Raw genomic sequence first — 20254 nt, forward strand, 5'->3', positions numbered from 1 at the left:
AATAGACCAGCGGGTGCTGGCGAAACAGAGCAGGCCCCACCAGCGGAATATCCGATAGAAAAGGAACCGCAAAGCTGGGCCGCTCCGGCATTTTTTCTTGCACATAACGGATACCCGCAAAGGCCGAGAAGCCGCCGCCAAACAGGCTCAGTGCCAGCCCGGTGGCGTATTGGTTGGTGTTGAGCCAGATCACCAGCACACCGAAGATGGCCGCGAGGAAAGCCCCCGCCGCCATGCCGGCCGCAAAGCCCAGCCAGCTGTTGCCGGTGTGCACCACGGTGGCAAAGCCGGCGATGGCGGCGCACAGCATCATGCCCTCGGCGCCCAGGTTGACGATGCCGGCTTTTTCATTGATGAGCAGGCCCAGCGCGGCGATGGCCAGCACGGTGCCGGCGCTCAGCGTAGAGGCGATAAGCAATGCGGTGGAGTCCATCAGCTGGCTCCTTTCACAAGGTCGGTTGAAGGAGGCGTGGCCACCGGCAGGGTGATGGGTTTGGCCAGCTTGAGGCGATAAGCAATGAGCGTGTCGCAGGCCAGCAGGCTGAACAGCAGCAGGCCCTGGAAGACGCCGGTGATCGACTTCGGCAGGCCCAGGCGCGACTGCGCGAGCTCGCCGCCTATATAGAACATGCTCATCAGGATGGCCGAGAACACCACGCCCACCGGATGCAGCCGCCCGACAAAGGCCACGATGATGGCCGCAAAGCCGTAGCCCACCGGCACATAGGGCGTGAGCTGGCCGAGCGGCCCGGCCACCTCCAGCGCACCCGCCAGGCCCGCCATGCCGCCGGAGAGCAGCAGTGCCGTCCACAGCGCGCTGCGCGACGAGAAGCCGGCGTAGCGCGCCGCCGCCGGCGCCAGGCCGCCAACCGTCAGCGCAAAGCCTCGGTAGGTCCGGAACTGGAACACCGCGAAGGCCACCACGGCCAGCAGCGCGATGACGACGCCGATGTTCATGCGCAGGCCCGTCACCAGGCGCGGCAGTTTCGTCGCTGCCGCGAACAACACGCTCTGCGGGAAGTTGTAGCCGTCAGGGTCCTTCCACGGCCCGTAGACCAGGTAGTTCAGCAGCAGGGTGGCCACGTAGACCAGCATCAGGCTGACCAGGATTTCGCTGGTGTTGAAGCGGTCGCGCAGCAGCGCCACGCCGCCGGCCCACAGCATGCCGCCCGCCACGCCGCCCAGCAGCACCAGCACGACGAACCAGCTCGACGTGTCGGGCCCCGCCTGCATGGCCACCCAGCCGGCGCCCAGGGCGCCGAGCACGAACTGGCCCTCCGCGCCGATGTTCCAGATGTTGGCGCGAAAGCACACCGCCAGGCCGAGGGCGATCAGCGCCAGCGGCACGGCCTTGACGCTCAGCTCCGACAGCGCCCGGCCGTTCTTCAGCGGCTCGACGAAGAACAGGCGCAGCGCTTGCACCGGGTCCTTGCCCAGCGCCGTGAACAGCACCACGCCGATCAGCACGGTGATCGCCAGCGCCAGCAGCGGCGCCGCCACGGCCAGCACCATCGACGTCTGCGCGCGTGGCTCAAGCTTGAACATGGTCGGCTCCTTGCATGGTGGGCCACAGCCCCGACATCCATTCGCCGATCTGTTCGCGCGTGGCGGCGGCAATCGGCACCGACGGCGACAGCCGACCCTCGGCGATGACATGCAGCCGGTCGCAAATCTCGAACAACTCGTCCAGCTCCTCGCTGAATACCAAAAGCGCGCAGCCCTGGTTGCGCAGCCGCAGCAACTCGCCGCGAATCTGCGCTGCGGCGCCCACGTCCACGCCCCAGGTCGGCTGGGCAATGATCAGCAGCCTGGGCGCCGCGTCGATCTCGCGGCCGACGATGAACTTCTGCAGATTGCCGCCCGACAGCGTCCGGGCCATCGCCTCGGGCCCCGAGGCCTTGACGCGGAAGCTGTCGATCAGCCGGGCCGCCAGCCGGCGCGCGTCGCCTATGCGCAGCCAACCGCCCCGGCCCACCGCCTCGGTGCGCGTCAGCAGCGTGTTCATCGCCAGCGACAGCGTCGGCACCGCGCCGCGCCCCAGCCTCTCCTCGGGCACGAAGTGCAGCCCGGCGGCGCGGCGCCGGCCCGGCGAGGCGTGGGCGATGTCCTGCTCGAAAAGCTGGACGCTGCCGGCCGCCGCGCGCGGGTCCTCGCCCGACAGCGCCGCGAGCAGCTCCTGCTGGCCGTTGCCCGACACGCCGGCCACGCCGACGATCTCGCCCGCGCAGACGTTGAAGCCGATTTCTTTGAGAGTGACGCCGAAGGGATCCAGCTGCTCAAGGCCGAGGTTGGTCACGCGCAGCACCGGCGTGCCAGGCTGCCCTGCGCGCGGCGTCAGCACCGGCGCGGCGGCACCGATCATCAGCCGCGACAGGCTGGCGTTGCTCTCCTGGCGCGGGTCCACCTCGCCCACCACGCGGCCGCCGCGCAGCACCGTGCAGTGGCTGCACAGCGAGCGGATCTCGTGCAGCTTGTGGCTGATGTAGAGGATGGAGCAGTCCTCGCTGCTCAATTTGCGCAGCGTCACGAACAGGCTCTCGACGGCCTGCGGCGTCAGCACCGAGGTGGGTTCGTCCAGGATCAGCAACTGCGGCCGCGTCAGCAGCGCACGCACGATCTCGACGCGCTGACGCTCGCCGACGCTGAGCGTGTGCACCGGGCGTGCCGGGTCCACATGCAGCCCGTACTCCGCCGACACCGCGCGCGTCTGCTCGGTCACTTCGGCCAGCGACAGCGCCTTGTCCAGCCCCAGCCAGATGTTCTCGGCGGCGGTCAGCGTGTCGAACAGCGAGAAGTGCTGGTAGACCATGCTGATGCCTAAAGCGCGCGCCTGGGCCGGGCTCGCCACCTCGACCTCGCGGCCGTTCCAGGCCATCTGCCCGGCATCCGGCCGCGTCGCGCCGTAGATGATCTTCATCAACGTCGACTTGCCGGCGCCGTTCTCACCGAGAACGGCGTGGATCTGCCCCGGCGCCACCTTCAGATGGATGTCGTCATTAGCGCGGACGCCGGGGTATTGCTTCGTTATGCCGATCAGCTCAAGTCTGGACATGCGTTTCGTGAGTGTCTTTCGGGCCGAGCGCCGGGCCGCTCCCAAGCCGGCCCGCTGGGGCGATGTGCTTGCGGCTCAACGCCGCGAGCATCGCCGTCCCCTCGGGGGCTGAGGCCGGACACATTGCGCCCAGTGGGCGCGATGTGCCTGCCGAAGGGATGCGGCGCAAGCCGCAGCGCGGTCTGCAAGACCGACTGGGATCGCCCGCGTTCAGCGGGGCGAGACTGGGCGAGGGGCTCACAAGTTCTAGAAGTGGTATTCCGCCCGGATCATCGGCGTCTTCGCGAACGCGCCGCTGCCGGCCGGACCCTTGTACGGGTTGCCGAACTTGTTGCGCCAGTACTGGTACTCCAGGCCCACCTTGAACTTGCCCGGTGCGCCGCCGGTGGCGCTGCCCACGTCGAGCATGACCTGGCCGTCGAAGTTGAACTCGGGCCCCGTCGCGCCGCCGAACTCGTCCGTGCCCTTGCTGGCGATGTAGTTGGCGAAGCCCTCGAAGGCCAGCGGCAACTTGCCTAGCGGGATGCCCCAGGCCGCCGTCAGCATCAGGTGCGTCTTGTAGTCGTAGCGCGGCGTGGCGGTGCTGCTGAACTTGTTGTAGGGCGCGTTGCTCTCCTTGAGCAGCAGCAGGCTGACGTTGAGGAAGCCGGGCACGTCCATCATCAGCGTCGGGCCGAGCACCAGCATCTGCTTGCGCGAGTTGTAGCCCGCGTCGACCTTCACGTTGGCATCGAAGCCGGCGGTGAGGCCGACGTTGCGCACCGGCCCGAAGGCGAGCTTGCTGTCCGTCACCTTGGACAGGTCCAGCGTGTGGCGGTAGACGATGTAGACCTCGCTGGCACCGCTGCCCGAGTTGGGGCTGGACGGGTCCTTCTTGTCAGACAGCAGCAGGTCGACGTTGAAGAAGTTGCTGCCGTAGCTGTAGCCGCTGACGTGGTTGAAGTCGACGATGCTTTTGTGGATGTCGTTCGTGCCGAAGGGCTCGCCGAACTTGGTGCCGTAGCAAGCCGATAGAGGTGTCGCTCCAGTCGGCGGATTGGGCTGCGCTGGCGGCCAGCGTGGCAACGGCGGCGTAAAGCAGGCGGGTGGTCAGTCTCAAGGTGGGCTCCTAGATGGGTTGGTGGAAGAGGCGTGAGGTGAGGCGTGAGATAGGCGTTCGGCGTGGGTGGCTTTGAGCAAGTCATGTGCCACTTGGCGATGTCGATTGGCGATGCCGCGTGGTGCGGGGCTGTACCGGGCCGCGCGCTGTTGGTGCTCGCGTGCCCAGGGCGAGGCATGGCGCTGGCGGCGACGCGGAAAGGGCGCGGCATCAAGCGCTCCGCCGCGCGCGGTAGAGCATGTCGAGCGTGATGTGCCGCACTTCGAGCTTGCTTTGCTGGATGTGGGCGCGCAGCAGGCGCTGGGCTTCGTCGGCGCGACGCCGCGTGATGGCGCGCAGGATGCGGGCGTGCTCGTCGTAGGTGGCGTCGATGCGTGCCGGCTTGGTGAAGTCGAGCCGCCGGATGATGCGGATGCGCTCGGTGATCTCCTTGTGCACGCGGGCCATTTCGCGGTTGCCGCTGCCCTGCACCAGCAGCGCGTGGAAGCGCTCGTCCAGCGCGCCGACGGCTGCTGCGTCGTCCAGCCGTTCGGCCGGTGGCACCAGCCAGATGTCGGCCAGCAGGCTCAAGCCCGGCCGCTGCTCGTGCTCGGCCAGGTGGCGCGCCGCCTCGCACTCGATCAGCGTGCGCAGGTCGTAGAGCTCGTCCATGACGTCGAAATCGAGCGGTGCCACCTGCCAACCCTGGCGCGGCAGCAGCTGCAGGAAGCCCTCGCGCTCCAGCCGCTGCAGCGCGGCGCGCAGCGGCGTGCGGCTCACCGCCACGCGCTGCGCGAGCTCGGTCTCGGAGACGCGGTCGCCCGGCATCAGCTGGAAGTCAAAAATCATCTGCTTGAGCCGCGCATAGGCCTGGTCGGTCAGGCTGGCGGCTTCGGCGGGAGCGGTGGTGGCAGTCACGCGCGCCTCGTCACAGTTGTCCATTCCGCTACTGCGGCACCCGCGTATGAAGCATGGCGTTCGGGCCGAGCGCCGGGCCGCTCCCAAGCCGGCCCGTTTGGCGATGTGCGAGCGGGGCTTTCCCCGCGAGCATCGCCGTCCCCTCGGGGGACCGACTGGGCTCGCCTGCGTTCAGCAGCGCGAGACTGGGCGAGGGGCTGTCTCATCTCGGGAAGGGAATCATGCTGACGTGCGCCGCGACGATGCGCCAGCCGTCTGGCAAGCGCAACCAGGTCTGCGTCTGGAAGCCGCGCAGCGGCGTGTCGCTGCGCACGAACTCGACCTGCGCCACCGCCATGTCGGGCCCGAAGGCATGCAGGCGCAGATGCTCCAGCCGCCGCGTGAACGTGGGCGCGGGCGTCGCGGCGCGGTAGGCCACCAGTTCCGCAATGCCCCATTGCCGGTCGGCGATGCCGTAGCGCGTGGTGCGCTCGTCCTGCCAGAAGTAGGCGTTGAGTGCGGCCACGTCGTTGCTCATCAGCGCCTGCTCGTAGGCGTCGAACACGGTGCGCAGTTCCGCCAGCACGGCGGGGTCGTCGAAGTGGCTGGCGTCCATCATGCCGACGCCAGAAACGCACGCCAGCCGCCGTGGTGGCTGATGTCGGGCGCCCCCAGCAGCGCCGCGCTTTCGCAGATGAAGCCCTTGACCCAGCGGCCATCCGCCAGCTCCAGGTTGCCCAGGCCGAGCGGCGGCGGGATCAGCGCCAGCAGCGAGCCGACGCTGGCCACCGGCAGCTCGTAGACCTCGACCTCGATGGCGACGCCGGTTTCGAATTCGGTCACGCGCGCCAGGCCGGGCTTGGGCGGCACGGTGCCGGGCAAGGCATGCAGTCGGTAGCTCGGTGCAGTCGTCGTGCGGGCCTGCAGCCGGGCGCCGCGCTGCTGCAGCTGGCTGTGTAGCGGTAGGCCTTGCAGATGCGCGCCGACGACGGCCAGCAGCAGCGTCGGCTCGGCGCGGGGCAGGGCTTGCGGGCGACGGTCAGCCGGGCGCGCGTCACGCAGATGAGCGCCGAGTTGCGTGGGGCCGGCGGCCTCCCAGCGCAGGCCGAAATCGACCAGCGCCGCGTCGGCACCGCCGGGGGCGATTAGCGTGATGCCGAAGGGCAGTGGCGATGCCGCGTCGGGCAGCTTGCAAGGCAGGGCCAGCGCCGACCAGCCGAGCAGGTTGACGAAGTTGGTGTAGCGACCCAGCTCGCTGTTGCGCAGCACCGGCTCGGCCGCCACGGCGGCGCGGGTGGGGCAGGTGGGGGCGGTGGGCACGAGCAGCGCGTCCACCTGTTGCCACAGGCTTTGCAGCTCGGCGCGCAGGCGCTCCAGTTGGTAGCGGCCTTCGAAGGCGGCCACGGCGTCCACGCCCACGCCTCGGCCGATGACCTGGGCCACGGTCGCGTCGAACGCCTCGGGGTTGGCGGCGAACAGCGAGTCGACAACGGCGAGGCGCTCGGCCACCCAGGGGCCGTCGTAGAGCAGCTTGGCGACTTCGAAGAGCAGCTCGAAGTTCAGCGGCACCAGCTCGGCGCCCAGCGCGCGGGCGTGTTCCTGCGCTTCGTCGAAGGCGGTCGGCCAACCCAGCGCGGCATCGCAGCCGGGCTCCAGCGGCACACCCAGGCGCAGCGCCGCGCGGCTGCCGCCCAGCCAGGGCGGGCGCGGCGCGGTGATGTTGAAGCGCGGCTCATCGGCCTCTGCGCCTTCGAACAGCGAGAAGGCCAGCGCCGCATCGGCCACCGTCAGCGCCAACACGCTCACCACGTCCAGCGTGCGGCAGGCGGGCAGCACGCCGCGCATGGGCACGCTGCCCGGCGTGGGCTTGAGGCCGACGAGGTGGTTGAAACCAGCGGGCACGCGGCCGGAGCCGGCCGTGTCGGTGCCCAGGGCCAGCGGCACCAGGCCGCGCGCCACCGCCGAGGCCGAGCCCGAGCTGGAGCCGCCGCTGACGTAGCGCGGGTCGAAGGTGTTGGGTACCTCGCCATACGGCGAGCGTGTGCCGACGAGGCCGGTGGCGAACTGGTCGAGGTTGGTCTTGCCCACGACGATGGCGCCCGCCGCCTGCAGCCGCTGCACGCAGGTGGCCGAGTGCTCGGGCATGAAGGCAAAGGCCGGGCAGGCGGCGGTGGTGGGCATGCCGGCAACGTCGATGTTGTCCTTCACCGCCAGCGGCACGCCCCAGAGCGGCGTGGCAGGCCCGCGCGGCGGCAGCGCGACGAGCTGGGCGATGAGCTGCTCGGGCGTGCAGCGGTGGATCCAGGCGGGGTCGGTGGCGCGGAGCCGGCCCAGCACGTCGGTCAGCAGCACATAGGGGCTTGCGCCAGCGGCATAGGCGGCCTGCCAGTCGGCGACGGTGTGCAGGTCTTGAGTCATGCAGCAGATTCCAGAGCCTGGATCAAGGCGCTCGACGGCGCGGCCCAACCGACGATGGCGCCTTGCGCCGTCAGCATGGCCAGCGCGGCGGCCTTGAACTCGGGGAAGTAGCTCTCGGTGCCGTCTTCGATCAACAGGCACTCGTAGCCGCGGTCGTTGGCCTCGCGCATCGACGTCTGCACGCAGACCTCGGTGGTGACGCCCATGAAGAGCAGGTGGGTGATGCCGCGCTCGCGCAGCAGCGTGTCCACCGGCGTGCCGTAGAACATGCCCTTGCCGGGCTTGTCGACGACCAGTTCGCCCGGCAGCGGCGCCAGCTCGGGCACGATCTCGGCACCGGGCTCGCCGGCGATGAGGACGCGGCCCATCGGCCCCTCATCGCCGATGCGCAGCGAGGGATTGCCGCGCAGGCGTTTGGCCGGCGGGCAGTCGCTGAGGTCGGCGCGGTGGGCCTCGCGGGTGTGCAGCACCACGGCACCCACGCTTCGCCACGTGTTCAGCACGCGCCGCACGGTGGGCACGATGGCCTGGAGCAGCGTCACGTCGTTGCCGAGGCTGGCGCCGAAGCCGCCGGCCTCGATGAAGTCGCGCTGCATGTCGATGATGACGAGCGCGGTGTGCGCTGGGTTGAAGGTGTAGGGAAAGGGCTGGGCCGTGGCCAGCGTGAGCGCCGCGTTCATGCGTGGCCCTTTCCGCCCATGAAGGCGCCGAGCGACTGTCGCGTGGCCTCGGCAGCCGCCACGTCGTGGACGATGCGGCCTTCGCTCATGACGACGATGCGGTCGGCCAGGGCCAGCAGTTCGTCCAGGTCCTCGCTGACGAGCAGCACGGCGGCACCGCGGTTGCGCGCGGCCATCAGGCGGCCGTGGATCTCGGCCACGGCGGCAAAGTCGAGGCCGAAGACGGGGTTGCTGACGAGCAGCAGCTCGGCCTCGCCCGCCAGCTCGCGGGCCAGCACGGCGCGCTGCACATTGCCGCCCGACAGCGTGCGGATGGCGGCGCGCTCGCCCTGCGTCTTGACGCCGTACTCGGCGATCCACGCCCGTGCCCGCTCGCGCAGCGCACCCCAGCGCACCAGGCCGCCGCGCGCCCAGGGCGCTCCGTCAAAGCTGCGCAGCGCCATGTTCTGCGCCACGCTCAAGGCGCCGACGCAGGCGTTGCCCAGCGGCTCCTCGGGCAGGCTGCGCACCTTGCGGGCGCGGTTCTCGGCGCGGCGTGCCAGGAAGGTCTCGCCGTCCACCGTCACGCGGCCACCCAGGCGGGCGCGCTGGCCGACGAGGGCCTGCATCAGCTCGCGCTGGCCGTTGCCGCTGACGCCGGCGATGCCGACGATCTCGCCACGCTGCACGCTCAAGCACAGCGCGCGCACGGCGGGCTCGCCGCGGTCGCCCATCACGTCCAGCCCGTCGATGGCGAGCTTGACGGCGCCGGGCGCGCGGGCCTCGCGCACCCACTTGTTCTCGGTCACGGCGTCGCTGCGGTTCTCGCCGACCATCGCCGTGGCCAGGCTGTCGGGCGTGCAATCGGCCACCGCGCCGGTGGCGGCCAGCGCGCCCTTGCGCAGCACGCTGACGTCGTCGGCATAGGCCATCACCTCGCGGAACTTGTGCGTGATCATCAGCACCGAGCAGTCCATCGCATGCGCCCGGTCGCGCAGCGCGCCCAGCACCTCATCGGCCTCCTGCGGCGTCAGCACCGAGGTGGGTTCGTCCAGGATCAGCAAGCGCGGCTTGAGGAAGAGCTGCTTGAGGATTTCGAGCTTCTGTTTCTCGCCGGCGGACAGTTCGCTGGGCCGCGCGTCCAGCGGCAGGCGAAACGGCGTGGTGCTCATGAAGGCGCTCAGCTCGGTGCGTGCCGCCTTCCAGTCCACCACCATGGGCAGCTTGCCGCGTGCCAGCAGCAGGTTCTCGGCGACGGTCATGCCGGGCACGACGGTGAAGTGCTGGTAGACCATGCCCAGGCCCAAGTCGCGGGCCGCCACGGGCGAGTTGATCTCGCGCTCGCGGCCGTCCACCAGCACGGCGCCTTCGTCGGGCCGGTGGTAACCGACGATGGCCTTGACCAGCGTGCTTTTGCCGGCACCGTTCTCGCCCAGCAGCGCGTGCACGGTGCCGGGGCGCACGGTGATGGACACATCGTCCAGCGCCGTGAAGCTGCCGAAGCGCTTGGTGAGGCGGTAGGTCTGGAGGTGCAGGGCGTGCATGTCAGTGGTCCATTCCGCGCGGGATGAGAGCAGAGGGCAAACGGTTCAAGAGAACACAGCCACAGAGGCACAGAGACACAGAGGCGGCGGGATGAAGGCCTCTCTGTGCCTCTGTGCCTCTGTGGCTTTGTTTGGCTTTCACTTCAGAACTCCGCCAGCAGTTCCAGCACGGCCTGCGACTCGGCCACGGCGCCGAACACGCCGCCCTGCATCAGGATCATGTTGAGCGCGGCCGCGTGGTTGCCGGGGTCGGTGGCGCCGGTGCAGTCGGACAGCATCAGGCACTCGAAGCCGCGGTCGTTGGCCTCGCGCATCGTCGTGTGCACGCACACGTCGGTGGTGATGCCGGTGAGGATGAGGTTGCGGATGCCGCGCACGTGCAGCAGCAGCTCCAGGTCGGTCGCGCAGAAGCTGCCCTTGCCGGGCTTGTCGATGATGGGCTCGCCGGCGATGGGGTAGAGCTCGGGAATGATGTCCCAGCCCGGCTCGCCGCGCACGAGGATGCGCCCGCACGGCCCGGCGTCGCCGATGCCACGGCCCTCGGTGCCGATCTGCCGCGAGCGCCACAGCTTGTTGGCGGGCAAGTCCGACAGGTCGGGGCGGTGGCCCTCGCGGGTGTGGATGACGTGCATGCTCTTGCTGCGCGCGGCGGCCAGCAGCACCTTCAACGGTTCAATCGGCGCGCGCGTCATCGACAGGTCGTAGCCCATCTTGTCGACGTAGCCACCGATGCCGCAGAAGTCGGTCTGCATGTCGATAATGACCAGCGCCGTGTTCCGCGGCGTGATGTTGCCGTCGAAGGGCCAGGCATAGGGTTTTGAGTGCAGGGTCGGCATGGTGGTTTCTTTCAGTTGTCCATGACGGGGTAAGCCCCTCGCTGCAGAACAAGAACACAGCCTCTGTGGCTTCGTTTGGTTTTCACTTGGGCACCTATCAACGTGAGACGCCGAGTTCGGCCGGCGCGCCTTGGAGGGATCGGCTCGGCGTGCAGGTGATGACGAGGATCACCAACGTCAGCACATACGGCACGGCGTTGAACAGGTAGTAGCCGCCGCTCACGCCGACGCTCTGCAGCGCCGGGCCGATGGCCACTGCGCCGCCGAACAGCAGCGCCGCGCCCAGGCAGCGCCACGGCTGCCAGCGAGCAAAGATGACGAGGGCCACGGCGATCAGCCCTTGGCCGCTGGACAGGCCTTCATTCCAGCTGCCCGGGTAGTAGAGCGACAGCGATGCGCCGCCCAAGCCGGCAATCGCACCGCCCACGGTGGTGGCCGCGATGCGCACCGCGTTGACCGAGTAGCCCAGCGCCCGCGCGGCGTCGCTGCTGTCGCCCGCCATGCGCACCACCAGGCCCCAGCGCGTGTTCTTGAAACCCCAGGCCAGCAGCGCGGCGAGCGCCACGCCGATGGGGAAGAGGGCGTTGACGGAGAGCGCTTGCTGCACGGCCGCAGAGTCGCTCCAGGCGCCGAGCAGCAGCGACGGGATCTGCGGCGCCTGCGGCTGGATCAGCGGCTTGCCCAGGTAGAAGGCCAGGCCGGTGCCGAGCAGCATCAGCGCGATGCCGGTGGCGATGTCGGACACGCGCGGCAGCGAGCACAGCAGCCCGTGCAGCAGCGCCAGCAGCGCGCCGGCACCGCAGGCCGCCAGCACGCCCAGCCACGGCGAGCCGCCCAGGTAGGCGCCGCCGAAGCCGGCCATGGCGCCGAAGACGAGCACGCCTTCCAGCCCGAGGTTGATGCGGCCACTCTTCTCGGTGAGGCACTCGCCGAGGCTGACGAAGAGGAAGGGCGTGCCCACCCGCAGCGCACCGCCGAGGACGGCGAGCAGCAGGTCGGGGACGACAGTCATCGTGAGGCTCATGCGACCCCCTGAGCGGTAGCGGTCGGGGCCACTGGAGCGGGTCGCTTGGCCACGGCGCGCGGCGCAAAGAGCCGCCCGCGCAGCGCCTCGGCCGCGAGGATGAAGACGAAGGCGAAGCCCTGCAGCACCAGCACCGAGGCGTCGGGCAGGTCGAGCCGGCGCTGCAGCAGGCTGCCGGCCGCCGCGAAGCCGCCGAACAGCACGGCCACCGGCGGGATGGCCCAGGGGTTGTGGCGGGCCACGAAGCTGACCAGGATGCCCGTGTAGCCCAGGCCCGCGATCACCGACGCATTGGCCGCCGTGTGCACGGCCGCCACTTCGATGCCTCCGGCCAAGCCCGCCGCGCCGCCGCCGAGGGCGCAGGCCAGCAGGATGATGCGGTCGGTGGGCAGGCCCACGAGGCGCGCCGTGCGGGCGTTGCCACCCACCACGCGCATCGCAAAGCCCGAGGCGCTGAAGCTCAGCCAGGCGCCGCAGGCCAGGCAGGCCAGCACGCCGATGACGAGGCCCCAGTGCACGTCGCCGAGCCACGACGTCATGGCCGCGTCGCCCATGATGGGGCCGATGCGCAGGCCCTCGGCGAGTGGGTGCGTGGACGGCTTGTTCAGGCTGGCCGGGTCGCGCATCGGCCCTTCGACGAAGTGCTTGAACAGCGCGATGGCGATGTAGGAGAGCAGCAGGCTGGAGATGGTCTCGTTGACGCCGCGCCACTGCCGCAGCCAGCCCGCCAGCATCACCCAGGCCGCGCCCATCAGCGCGCCGGCCCCCAGCACCATGACGCTGCCGACCGTGTTGGCCGGCGGGGCGAAGAGATAGGGCAGGCCGGCGCAGGCCAGCGCACCGAACACCAGCGCGCCTTCGCCGCCGATCATCGTCAGCCCGGCCTGCGCCGGCAGCGCCACGGCCAGGGCGGTGAGCATCAGCGGCGCGGCGCGCAGGAGCGTGTTCTGCCACGAGAAGGCGTCCCCGAAGGCGCCCAGGAAGAGCAGCTTCCAGGCCTCCACCGGGTCGGTGCCGCCCAGCCACACGAACACGCCGAAGAGCAGCAGCGCCGCCGTCAGCGCGAAGACGGGCAGCAGCAGGGCTTCGGCAGCGGCAAGCGACGGGCGCGACGTGACCATGGCTCTCGTTCCTCAGTGAATACACGCGGCGCGTTTACGCCGCCGCTAATCCAGCAGCACCCATGGATCTGGCTTTGCCAGGCCATCGGGTGCGCCCCCTTGAGGGGGTGACGCGAAGCGTCTACGGGGGTGGGCTACACCTTGCCGATGACGCCTTCGACGAGGTAGTTCATGTTTTCCAGCTCCATGTCGGTCTGCTTGACCACCTTGCCGGCTGGGATCACCACCTTGCCGGTGTTGTCCTTCAACTCACCCTTGAAGATGTCGAAGCTGCCCTTGAGCATCAGCGCGCGCACGGCTTCGGCCTGCTTGCGCGCGCCCTCGGGCACCGCGCTGCCGTAGGGGCTGCTTTTGACGAAGCCGTCCTTCAGCCCGCCGCGCACGAAGTTCGGGTGCGGCTTGCCGGTCTGCGCGGCTTCGATGATCTGCTTGTAGGCGGTGATCCAGTTCCACTCGGCGCCCGTCAAGTACGCCTGCGGTGCCAGCTTCGCTTGACTGGCGTGGTAGCCGCAGACGAACTTGCCGCGCTTGGCGGCGGTCTCGACGATGACCTTGGGGCCGTCCACGTGCATGGTGAACACGTCCACGCCCTGGTCGGCCAGGCTGTTGGTGGCCTCCGCCTCCTTGACGGGCATGCTCCAGTCGCCGGTGAAGATGGCCGTTACGGTGATGTCCGGGTGCACGCTGCGCGCACCCATCGTGAAGGCATTGATGTTGCGCAGCACCTGTGGGATGGGCTTGGCGGCGATGAAGCCGAGCTTCTTGCTCTTGGTCGCGTGCGCCGACACCACGCCGTTCAGGTACTGGGCCTCGTCGATGTAGCCGAAGAAGCTGCCGGCGTTCTTGGGGTGCTTGGCCGCGTTCCAGAGCCCGCCGCAGTGGGCGAAGCGCACGTTCGGGTACTTGGGAGCCAGCGCCAGGATGTGCGGGTCGAAGTAGCCGAACGAGGTCGGGAACAGCAGGCCCGCGCCGTCCTGCGCAATCATGCCCTGCATGGTCTTCTGCACCGCGTTGGTCTCGGGGACGTTCTCCTCCTCCACCACCTTGATGCCGGGCATCTTCTTGACCAGCGCCGCCGAGTCGGCGTGCGACTGGTTGTAGCCGTAGTCGTCGCGCGGCCCCACGTAGATGAAGCCCACGGTCAACGGCTTCTGGGCCAGCGCCAGGCCACTCCAGCCGGCGGTCATCAATCCCGCGCCGGCAGCGCCTGCGCTGCCCAGCCAGTCCCGGCGGTTCCACTGCGATCGCGTCATCACGGTTCTCCTCAAGTTGTTCGGCCAACGAAGCACGCCCGCTTGCGTTCCGAGTCGTGTTCAGGTTGGTATACAAGCAGAGGTCATGCCAGTTTTGTTCGCCCAGGGAGAGGCGCTTGGCGCGCACTCGGGCGGTGCAAAAAGGGAGGGCGGTGGCGCGAATGTGGGCATCGACGGCCCGATTGCGGGTCAGGTGCGAGACGCCTGCCGGGCCCTGGGATTCGGTTGTCGTTCGCTGCGGTGATAGCGCGGCCTCAGGGCACATTCACCGGCGAGCAGCGGCCTTGGTGCGTGACATGGCACCATCCACGCCTGCGCCTTGCTGGCGGCTTCGGCCATCGGTCGATGGCCTGGGGCCGCGCATGAGATTCATCGGCCGTTCAACCGTAGTGGAGTGAGATTGAGACAAAAGCTGATTTGGTTCGTGCTGGCCCTGGCGGCCGCAACGCAGGTTGCCACGGCGGATACCGAGCTTGCCTACCCGCCGCTGTTGAAGCCGGCGGCGCAGGAGGCCAAGGCGGCTCGCCTGGCTGCAGAGGTGCTTTCGCGCTACCACTACAAGACCGTCCCGCTGGACGATGCCTTGTCGGGCAAGATGTTCGATCAGTATCTGAAGGCGCTCGACCCCGAAAAGGTCTACTTTTTGCAGTCCGACATCGACCGCCTCGTGGCTGACCGCGCCCGGCTTGACGATGCGATCCTGACCGAAGACTTGCGCGCACCGTTCGAGATATTCAACCTGTACGAGCGCCGGGCGGTTGAGCGAATGGCTTATGCCCGCAGCCTGCTGCGCAAGGGCTTCGACTTCGAGCGCAACGAGACGCTGATGATCGACCGCAAGGACCAGCCCTGGCCCGCGACGGAGGCCGATGCGCTCGACCTCTGGCGCAAGCGTGTCAAGAACGATTGGTTGCGGCTCAAGCTCGCTGGCCAGGATGACGCGGCCGTCACGAAGGTCCTCGACAAACGCTATGACAACGTCGCCAAGCGCCTGGGCAAGATCTCCAGCGCCGACGTCTTCCAGGCGTTCATGAACGCCTACACGATGGCTATCGAGCCCCATACCAACTACCTGGGGCCGCGCGCTGCGGAAAACTTCAGCATCGCGATGCGGCTGTCGCTGGTGGGCATTGGCGCAGTTTTGACCGACATCGACGGCTACGCCACTATCCGGGAACTGGTGGCGGGCGGGCCCGCGAGCCTGTCCGGGCAGTTGAAGGTGGGTGACCGCATCGTGGGCGTCGCGCAAGGCACTGCGGGCCCGATGGAGGATGTGGTCGGCTGGCGCCTGGACGACACGGTGGCCCTGATCCGCGGCGCGATGGCGTCGACGGTGCGGCTGGACATCCTGCCGGCCGACAAGGGGCCTGATGCGTCGAACAAGACCGTGGTCCTGATCCGCAACACCATCACGATGCGGGACAGCGGGGCCAAGGCCAAGGTCTATTCGGTGACGACCGGTGCGGGCAAACGCCTGGTTGGCGTGATCACCTTGCCCTCGTTCTACGAGGATGTCGACGCGCTGCGAAAAGGCGACAAGGACTACCGCAGCGCGGCGCGCGACGTGGTCAAGCTGCTGGCGGATTTGAAGGCCCAGAAAGTGGAGGGCCTGGTGATGGACCTGCGCAACAACGGCGGTGGCTCGCTGCGCGAGGCGGTGGAGTTGACGGGCCTGTTCGTTGGCAAGGTGCCGGTGGTTCAGACACGCAGTGCCAAGGGCGACATCACCGTGGAGAAGAACGTCGAGACCGGCTTGGTTTGGGACCGGCCGCTGGGTGTGTTGATCAACAGGGGCTCGGCTTCGGCGTCGGAAATTTTCGCGGCAGCGATTCAGGACTACGGTCGTGGCCTGGTCATCGGCGAGCCGAGCTTCGGCAAGGGCACGGTCCAGACCGTGGCCAGCCTTGACCAGATCGCCAGAAACGGCACGCCGGTGTTTGGCGACCTGAAGCTGACCATCGCGCAGTTCTTCCGGGTGAACGGCGGCACGACGCAACTGCGTGGCGTGACGCCGGACATCCGCTTCCCACCCACCGGCGACGACACGCAGTTCGGTGAATCGAGCTACGACAACGCCTTGCCGTGGACCCGCATCAAGGCGGCCGACTACGCGCCCGTGGGCGACATGACGGCGCAGCTACCCCGCCTGCTGGCGTGGCACGAGAGTCGCGTCCGGCACGACCCCGACTACCAGAGCCTGCTGGAGGACCTTGCCAAGGCCACGGAGCTGCGCAAGAACAATGTGATTTCTCTCAACGAAGGGGTTCGGCGCAAGGAACGCGCCGCGTTGGAGAAGCGCCTGACCGCCATGCTGGGCGCCGCCGGAGCGAGCGCGGCCGAGGGCACGGGCCAGAGCGCGGGCAGTGCACTGGCGGACGATGGCCTGCAGTTCAACGAACGCAAGCTCGGCAAGGAACTCGCCGCAGAAAAGACCAAGGACGCCGCCAACGACGCGCTCCTGAATGAGGCCGTCAGCATCCTGTCCGACAGCACGGCAATGAAGGAGGGCAAGTCCCAGGCGGCGGCGAGCGCTTTGCCGGCCCGCCCCGTGGTGGTCACCGCCTTGCCGACGGGTTCATCGGAAAAATAGCCGACGCTACATATGCGCCAGCGGGATGCCTGCAGCACTTTCGTCGGCATGCAGGGCGGCGATCAGAAGCGCCAGGTCATGGTCCATGCGCTCGAGCGTCTTCACGTCGAGCGTCGCCAATGCGTCTGGCAAAACGCCGGCAAATGGACCGGGCGCCTTGCGCAGCACCTGCGCGCCGGCGGGCAGCATGCGAAGCTGCACGGTGCGGCGGTCCGGAGCGTTCTTGTCTGCCGCAATCATGGCCGCCGTCACCAGGGTCTTGACGAGGTTGCTGGCCGTCGTCTGGTGGACGTCCATCAAAGCTGCAAGCCTGTTCACGCCGATGCCCGGATTGGCGTCGATGACACTGAGCGCCCAGAGCTGCGCACCGCCAACACCGGCTTTCCTCTCGACCTGCTGGAAGTGGGTCTTGACGGTGTTGAACACCAGGCGAAAGCGCCGCAGCACGCGCACTTCGGGTGCACCAGAACTCTGTTCGGATACAGCACGTTCAATGTCTTCTCGGGCAGTGCGCTTCATGGTGACCATCGCGAAATCATAGGTTTGGCACTGCTGCCCCGGGGGCCTGGAAACCCCCCCGCCGCAGATTCATGCAAGGTTCGAAAGCACGCTGTCGAGCAGCAACGCCATTTCTTGAGGCCCGTCCAGACAGTAGCGAGCGCGACTGGACAGGTCTTCACGACCGATGCGCAGGGTCAGCCAGTGCGCTGGCGCTGCGACGAACACGGGTTCGTCATTGACGTCGTCGCCGGCGAAGAAGGCAGCATCGACGCCGAGGTTCGCCACGAGCGCATGGACCGCTTGCGCCTTGTCGGGCGCATCTGCGGCCACCGCGTTGAAGACAAATTTGCCGGCGAACGTGCGCACACCTGCGGGCTCGGGAGTGAGCAGGTCGGCAATCAGCCGCTGGGCCAGCGCCCGATCGCGGGACAGCCGGTAGTGCAGCGCAATCGATAGGCCTTTGTCCTCGACGGCGACGCCTGCCGCGTGCAGCAGTTCGCCCTGTGCTTGCAGGGTGGTTCGCAGCCCGTCGAGCGTGCTGGTCAAGGTGTGCGCGCGCGTGCCGCTGCCAGCGGCTGCGGCGTCCGGCTCGGCGCCGTGGTTGCCGACGATGAACTGCGGCTCAAAGCCCAGGCGATCGCGCACGTCGGCCACGGCTCGCCCGGTGACGATGGCGACGGGCAGTTTGCAGGCCAGCGCTTTCAGGCGCGTAGCGACTGCTGCCGAGACGCGCGCGTCGTCCGGCCGCGCCACGATGGGCGCCAGCGTGCCGTCGAAGTCGAAGGCCATCAACGGCCGCAGCCGCAGGACTGCTGCGAGCGCCGACTCTCCTTCAGGTGTGAACAGGTGTTGCATCGTCTTGGTCATCCGATCTGGTGCCGCTTCACACGCGCCTCGATGCGTGCCCGCAATCGCCAGCGTCCGGCGTCGGTCAGCATGCGGCCCGCCCAGCGGAAGACATTGAATTCGCGCACCGTGCTGCGCAGGCTGGCCATGCGTTCGCGCTGTTCTGCCACCGGCATGGTGGCGGCACGGTGGAGCGCGTCGGCGGTTTCTTCCACGTGGTACGGATTCACGATCAAGGCCTCGGCCAGTTCGCGCGCGGCGCCGGCAAAGCGGCTCAGGATCAACACGCCCTGCAGGTCATCACGCGCCGCGACGAACTCCTTGCACACCAGGTTCATGCCGTCGTGCAGGCTGGTCACCACACAGATGTCGGCTGCGCGGAACAACTCGGTCACCTCGTCGTGCTCATGGTGCACGGCCAGCAGATGCACGGGCTGGTAGCCCGGTTGGCCGAAGCGATTGTTGATGCGAGCGGTGGCGCGCTGAATGCGTTCCTGGAAGCTGCTGTATTCGTCCAGCGCCGTGCGCGTGGGTGCCGCCACCTGCACAAAGACGAAGCGGCCCCTCCACTCGGGGCGTTTTTCCAGCAGTCGCTCGACGGCGTTCAGCCGCTCCAGGATGCCCTTTGTGTAGTCGAAACGGTCCACGCCCACCGCCAGGCAGACGTCTTCCGGCAGCTCCAGGCGCTGTATGACGCGTTCGCGGCACGTCTGAACGCTGGCCCAGCCCGCCGCCTGATCGTCGCTCGGCCATTCGATGGAAATCGGGTAGCTCTCGACCAGGGTTTCCTTCTCCCGGAATGCGACCGTCGAATGCTCGTGCTCGATGCGCGCTTCCAGGTAGCGGTCGACGGTTTCGATGAAGTTCTTGCAGTGAAAGCGCGTGTGGAAACCGAGGATGGTGCTGCCGAGCATGCCTTCCAGGATCTCGCGGCGCCACGGGCAGATGCCGAACGACTCCGGGTTCGGCCAAGGGATGTGCCAGAAGGTCAGGATGGTCGCCTGCGGCAGCTTCTCGCGCACCATCGCGGGCAGCAATGCAAAGTGATAGTCCTGAACCAGCACCACCGGGTCTTCGCTGCGGGCTTCGGCCACCACGGCGTCGGCAAAACGCTGGTTGACGGCCTTGTAGGCTTCCCAGTCCTGCTCGCGGAAGACCGGTCGCACGTGGGCGACGTGGCAAAGGGGCCACATGCCTTCGTTGGCGAAGCCGTAGTAGTAGCCCTGTTCTTCTTCGGCGGTGAGCCAGATGCGGCGCAGCCAGTAGCTGTGTTGCCCGGGCGGCACCTGCACGCGGTCGCCGGCATCGACGACGTCGCGGTCCGCGCTGCCGCTGCCATGCGCAACCCAGGTGCCCGAGCAGGCGCGCATCACGGGCTCGACGGCGGTGACGAGCCCGCTCGCAGGCCGCTTGACGACGATGCCTTCGCTGCCGCGCTCGTGGATGTAGGGCTCGCGGTTGGACACCACGATCACCTGGTCGCCGCTCAGTTGGGTGTGCAGCAGTGTGCGCAGGCGTTCGGCCGTCCACGCCGTCGCAGGCCCTTGCGAACGGCGGAACTCGTCTTCCATGTCGCGCAGCCTGGCGCGCAGGTCGGCCGCAAACGGCGCCAGTTCGGGCGCTGTGGATGGGCCGGAAAGCAAGGGGCTGAGCAGGCCCTCGCCGCGCATCAGTGCGCGCGCGCCGTTGACCCAGCCGCGCCAGCTCAGCTGTGCCACCACCACGGTGATGATGGCGATGACCAAGCCGAGGCCGGCGATCAAGCCGATGAGGTAGCGGCGCGTGTCCTGGCTGCGGCGTTCGATGAAGCTCATGTCGTGCAGCAAGACCAGCCGGCCCATCAGCACCGGCTCGGGTGGCACTTGCGGCGCGGATGCCGCAGTCTCCAGCTCGGGTGTGTCTGGGCCCTGGACGCCGTCGCTCGTCCGCGCTAGCGGCGCGACGGGCAGTGGGAGCGGTTGCCCCATCACGTCGTGCACGCCGATATGCACGGCGCCGCCGGGCAGTGACAGCCTGGGTTCGACCTGGCGCGCCAGCTCGGCTGCATCGACACAGGACACGGTCGAAGGAAAGCGATGGGTTCGCTGCAGCAGCCGGCCGTCGGTGCTGCAAAGCCCGACGGCAACGAGGCGCTCGTCCTGCACGGTGCGTTCGAACAGGGGCTGCAGCCTGGCCGGCTTGTCAGCGATCAGGGCGTCTGCAACAGAGTCCGACAAGGCGTTGGCGACCAGCTCACCGCGGCTGTTCAGGTCGCGACTGAACCAGCGCAGGGTCACTTGGTCCATCAGTGGCACGGCCAGATAAGAAGCGACGACCAGCACCGCGACGAGCGGCACCAGAAAACGCAACTGGAGGCGGAAGGTCCTCAAGGCCATCGTCGGCCCCCGGTTCGCCGCACTCGCCACACGGGCAGGAGGGTAGGCAGGGTCATTGCG

The 20254-nt window shown here is 68.5% G+C and carries 17 protein-coding genes; 1 reads left to right on the top strand and 16 read right to left on the bottom strand.

Features of this window, described 5'->3' with window-relative positions:
- The 13 genes from ABIS05_RS01670 to ABIS05_RS01730 form a co-directional block, all read right to left on the bottom strand.
- On the bottom strand, positions 1 to 433 hold a 433-nt coding region (locus ABIS05_RS01670), incomplete at its 3' end, for an ABC transporter permease subunit (protein WP_407074816.1).
- Positions 433 to 1545, bottom strand: a complete 1113-nt coding sequence (locus tag ABIS05_RS01675) for an ABC transporter permease (RefSeq protein WP_348009414.1) — start codon at positions 1543 to 1545, stop codon at positions 433 to 435. The genes ABIS05_RS01670 and ABIS05_RS01675, both read right to left, overlap by 1 nt.
- Positions 1532 to 3052 (bottom strand): ABC transporter ATP-binding protein, encoded by a 1521-nt coding sequence (locus ABIS05_RS01680; protein WP_348009415.1) that lies wholly within the window; start codon positions 3050 to 3052, stop codon positions 1532 to 1534. The genes ABIS05_RS01675 and ABIS05_RS01680 overlap by 14 nt, the downstream gene beginning before the upstream one ends.
- Positions 3053 to 3298: 246 nt before the next feature.
- A complete protein-coding gene (locus ABIS05_RS01685; protein WP_348009416.1) occupies positions 3299 to 4117 on the bottom strand; it encodes an outer envelope protein in 819 nt (272 codons plus the stop codon).
- A gap of 244 nt (positions 4118 to 4361) precedes the next feature.
- A complete protein-coding gene (locus ABIS05_RS01690) occupies positions 4362 to 5048 on the bottom strand; it encodes a GntR family transcriptional regulator (protein WP_348009417.1) in 687 nt (228 codons plus the stop codon).
- A 202-nt stretch (positions 5049 to 5250) separates the two neighbouring features.
- A complete protein-coding gene (gene hpxZ, locus ABIS05_RS01695; RefSeq protein ID WP_348009418.1) occupies positions 5251 to 5643 on the bottom strand; it encodes an oxalurate catabolism protein HpxZ in 393 nt (130 codons plus the stop codon).
- Complete coding sequence (atzF, locus tag ABIS05_RS01700; RefSeq protein ID WP_348009419.1) at positions 5643 to 7445, bottom strand: allophanate hydrolase; 1803 nt, start codon at positions 7443 to 7445, stop codon at positions 5643 to 5645. The genes hpxZ and atzF overlap by 1 nt, the downstream gene beginning before the upstream one ends.
- Complete coding sequence (locus ABIS05_RS01705) at positions 7442 to 8125, bottom strand: isochorismatase family cysteine hydrolase (protein WP_348009420.1); 684 nt, start codon at positions 8123 to 8125, stop codon at positions 7442 to 7444. Before ABIS05_RS01705 ends, atzF begins: the two co-directional genes overlap by 4 nt.
- The gene (locus ABIS05_RS01710; RefSeq protein ID WP_348009421.1) at positions 8122 to 9648 is read right to left on the bottom strand and encodes an ABC transporter ATP-binding protein; all 1527 of its coding nucleotides are present in this window, start codon (positions 9646 to 9648) and stop codon (positions 8122 to 8124) included. Before ABIS05_RS01710 ends, ABIS05_RS01705 begins: the two co-directional genes overlap by 4 nt.
- A 143-nt stretch (positions 9649 to 9791) precedes the next feature.
- A complete protein-coding gene (locus tag ABIS05_RS01715) occupies positions 9792 to 10484 on the bottom strand; it encodes an isochorismatase family cysteine hydrolase (protein WP_348009422.1) in 693 nt (230 codons plus the stop codon).
- Positions 10485 to 10581: 97 nt separating this feature from the next.
- On the bottom strand, positions 10582 to 11496 hold the full coding sequence (locus tag ABIS05_RS01720) for an ABC transporter permease (RefSeq protein WP_348009423.1): 915 nt from the start codon (positions 11494 to 11496) through the stop codon (positions 10582 to 10584).
- An 8-nt stretch (positions 11497 to 11504) separates the two neighbouring features.
- Complete coding sequence (locus ABIS05_RS01725) at positions 11505 to 12629, bottom strand: ABC transporter permease (RefSeq protein ID WP_348009424.1); 1125 nt, start codon at positions 12627 to 12629, stop codon at positions 11505 to 11507.
- A gap of 134 nt (positions 12630 to 12763) precedes the next feature.
- Positions 12764 to 13882, bottom strand: a complete 1119-nt coding sequence (locus ABIS05_RS01730; protein WP_348009425.1) for a BMP family ABC transporter substrate-binding protein — start codon at positions 13880 to 13882, stop codon at positions 12764 to 12766.
- Positions 13883 to 14201: 319 nt separating this feature from the next.
- Here ABIS05_RS01730 and ABIS05_RS01735 point away from each other — a divergent pair, with 319 nt between their 5' ends.
- Positions 14202 to 16472 (top strand): carboxy terminal-processing peptidase, encoded by a 2271-nt coding sequence (locus ABIS05_RS01735; RefSeq protein ID WP_348009426.1) that lies wholly within the window; start codon positions 14202 to 14204, stop codon positions 16470 to 16472.
- A 6-nt stretch (positions 16473 to 16478) separates the two neighbouring features.
- Here the strand turns inward: ABIS05_RS01735 and ABIS05_RS01740 are convergent, their stop codons facing one another.
- From ABIS05_RS01740 to ABIS05_RS01750, 3 genes are all read right to left on the bottom strand, one after another.
- Positions 16479 to 16991 carry a MarR family winged helix-turn-helix transcriptional regulator gene (locus ABIS05_RS01740; protein ID WP_348009427.1) on the bottom strand — a complete coding sequence of 171 codons (513 nt, stop codon included), beginning with the start codon at positions 16989 to 16991 and terminating at the stop codon, positions 16479 to 16481.
- A gap of 69 nt (positions 16992 to 17060) precedes the next feature.
- Entirely contained in the window at positions 17061 to 17762 is a 702-nt protein-coding gene (gene otsB, locus ABIS05_RS01745) for a trehalose-phosphatase (RefSeq protein WP_348009428.1), read from the bottom strand.
- A 74-nt stretch (positions 17763 to 17836) separates the two neighbouring features.
- Positions 17837 to 20194 (bottom strand): trehalose-6-phosphate synthase, encoded by a 2358-nt coding sequence (locus ABIS05_RS01750; RefSeq protein WP_348009429.1) that lies wholly within the window; start codon positions 20192 to 20194, stop codon positions 17837 to 17839.
- Positions 20195 to 20254: the final 60 nt, after the last annotated feature.

Origin of the sequence: Roseateles sp., assembly GCF_039929605.1 — a bacterium.
GTDB lineage: Bacteria > Pseudomonadota > Gammaproteobacteria > Burkholderiales > Burkholderiaceae_C > Pelomonas.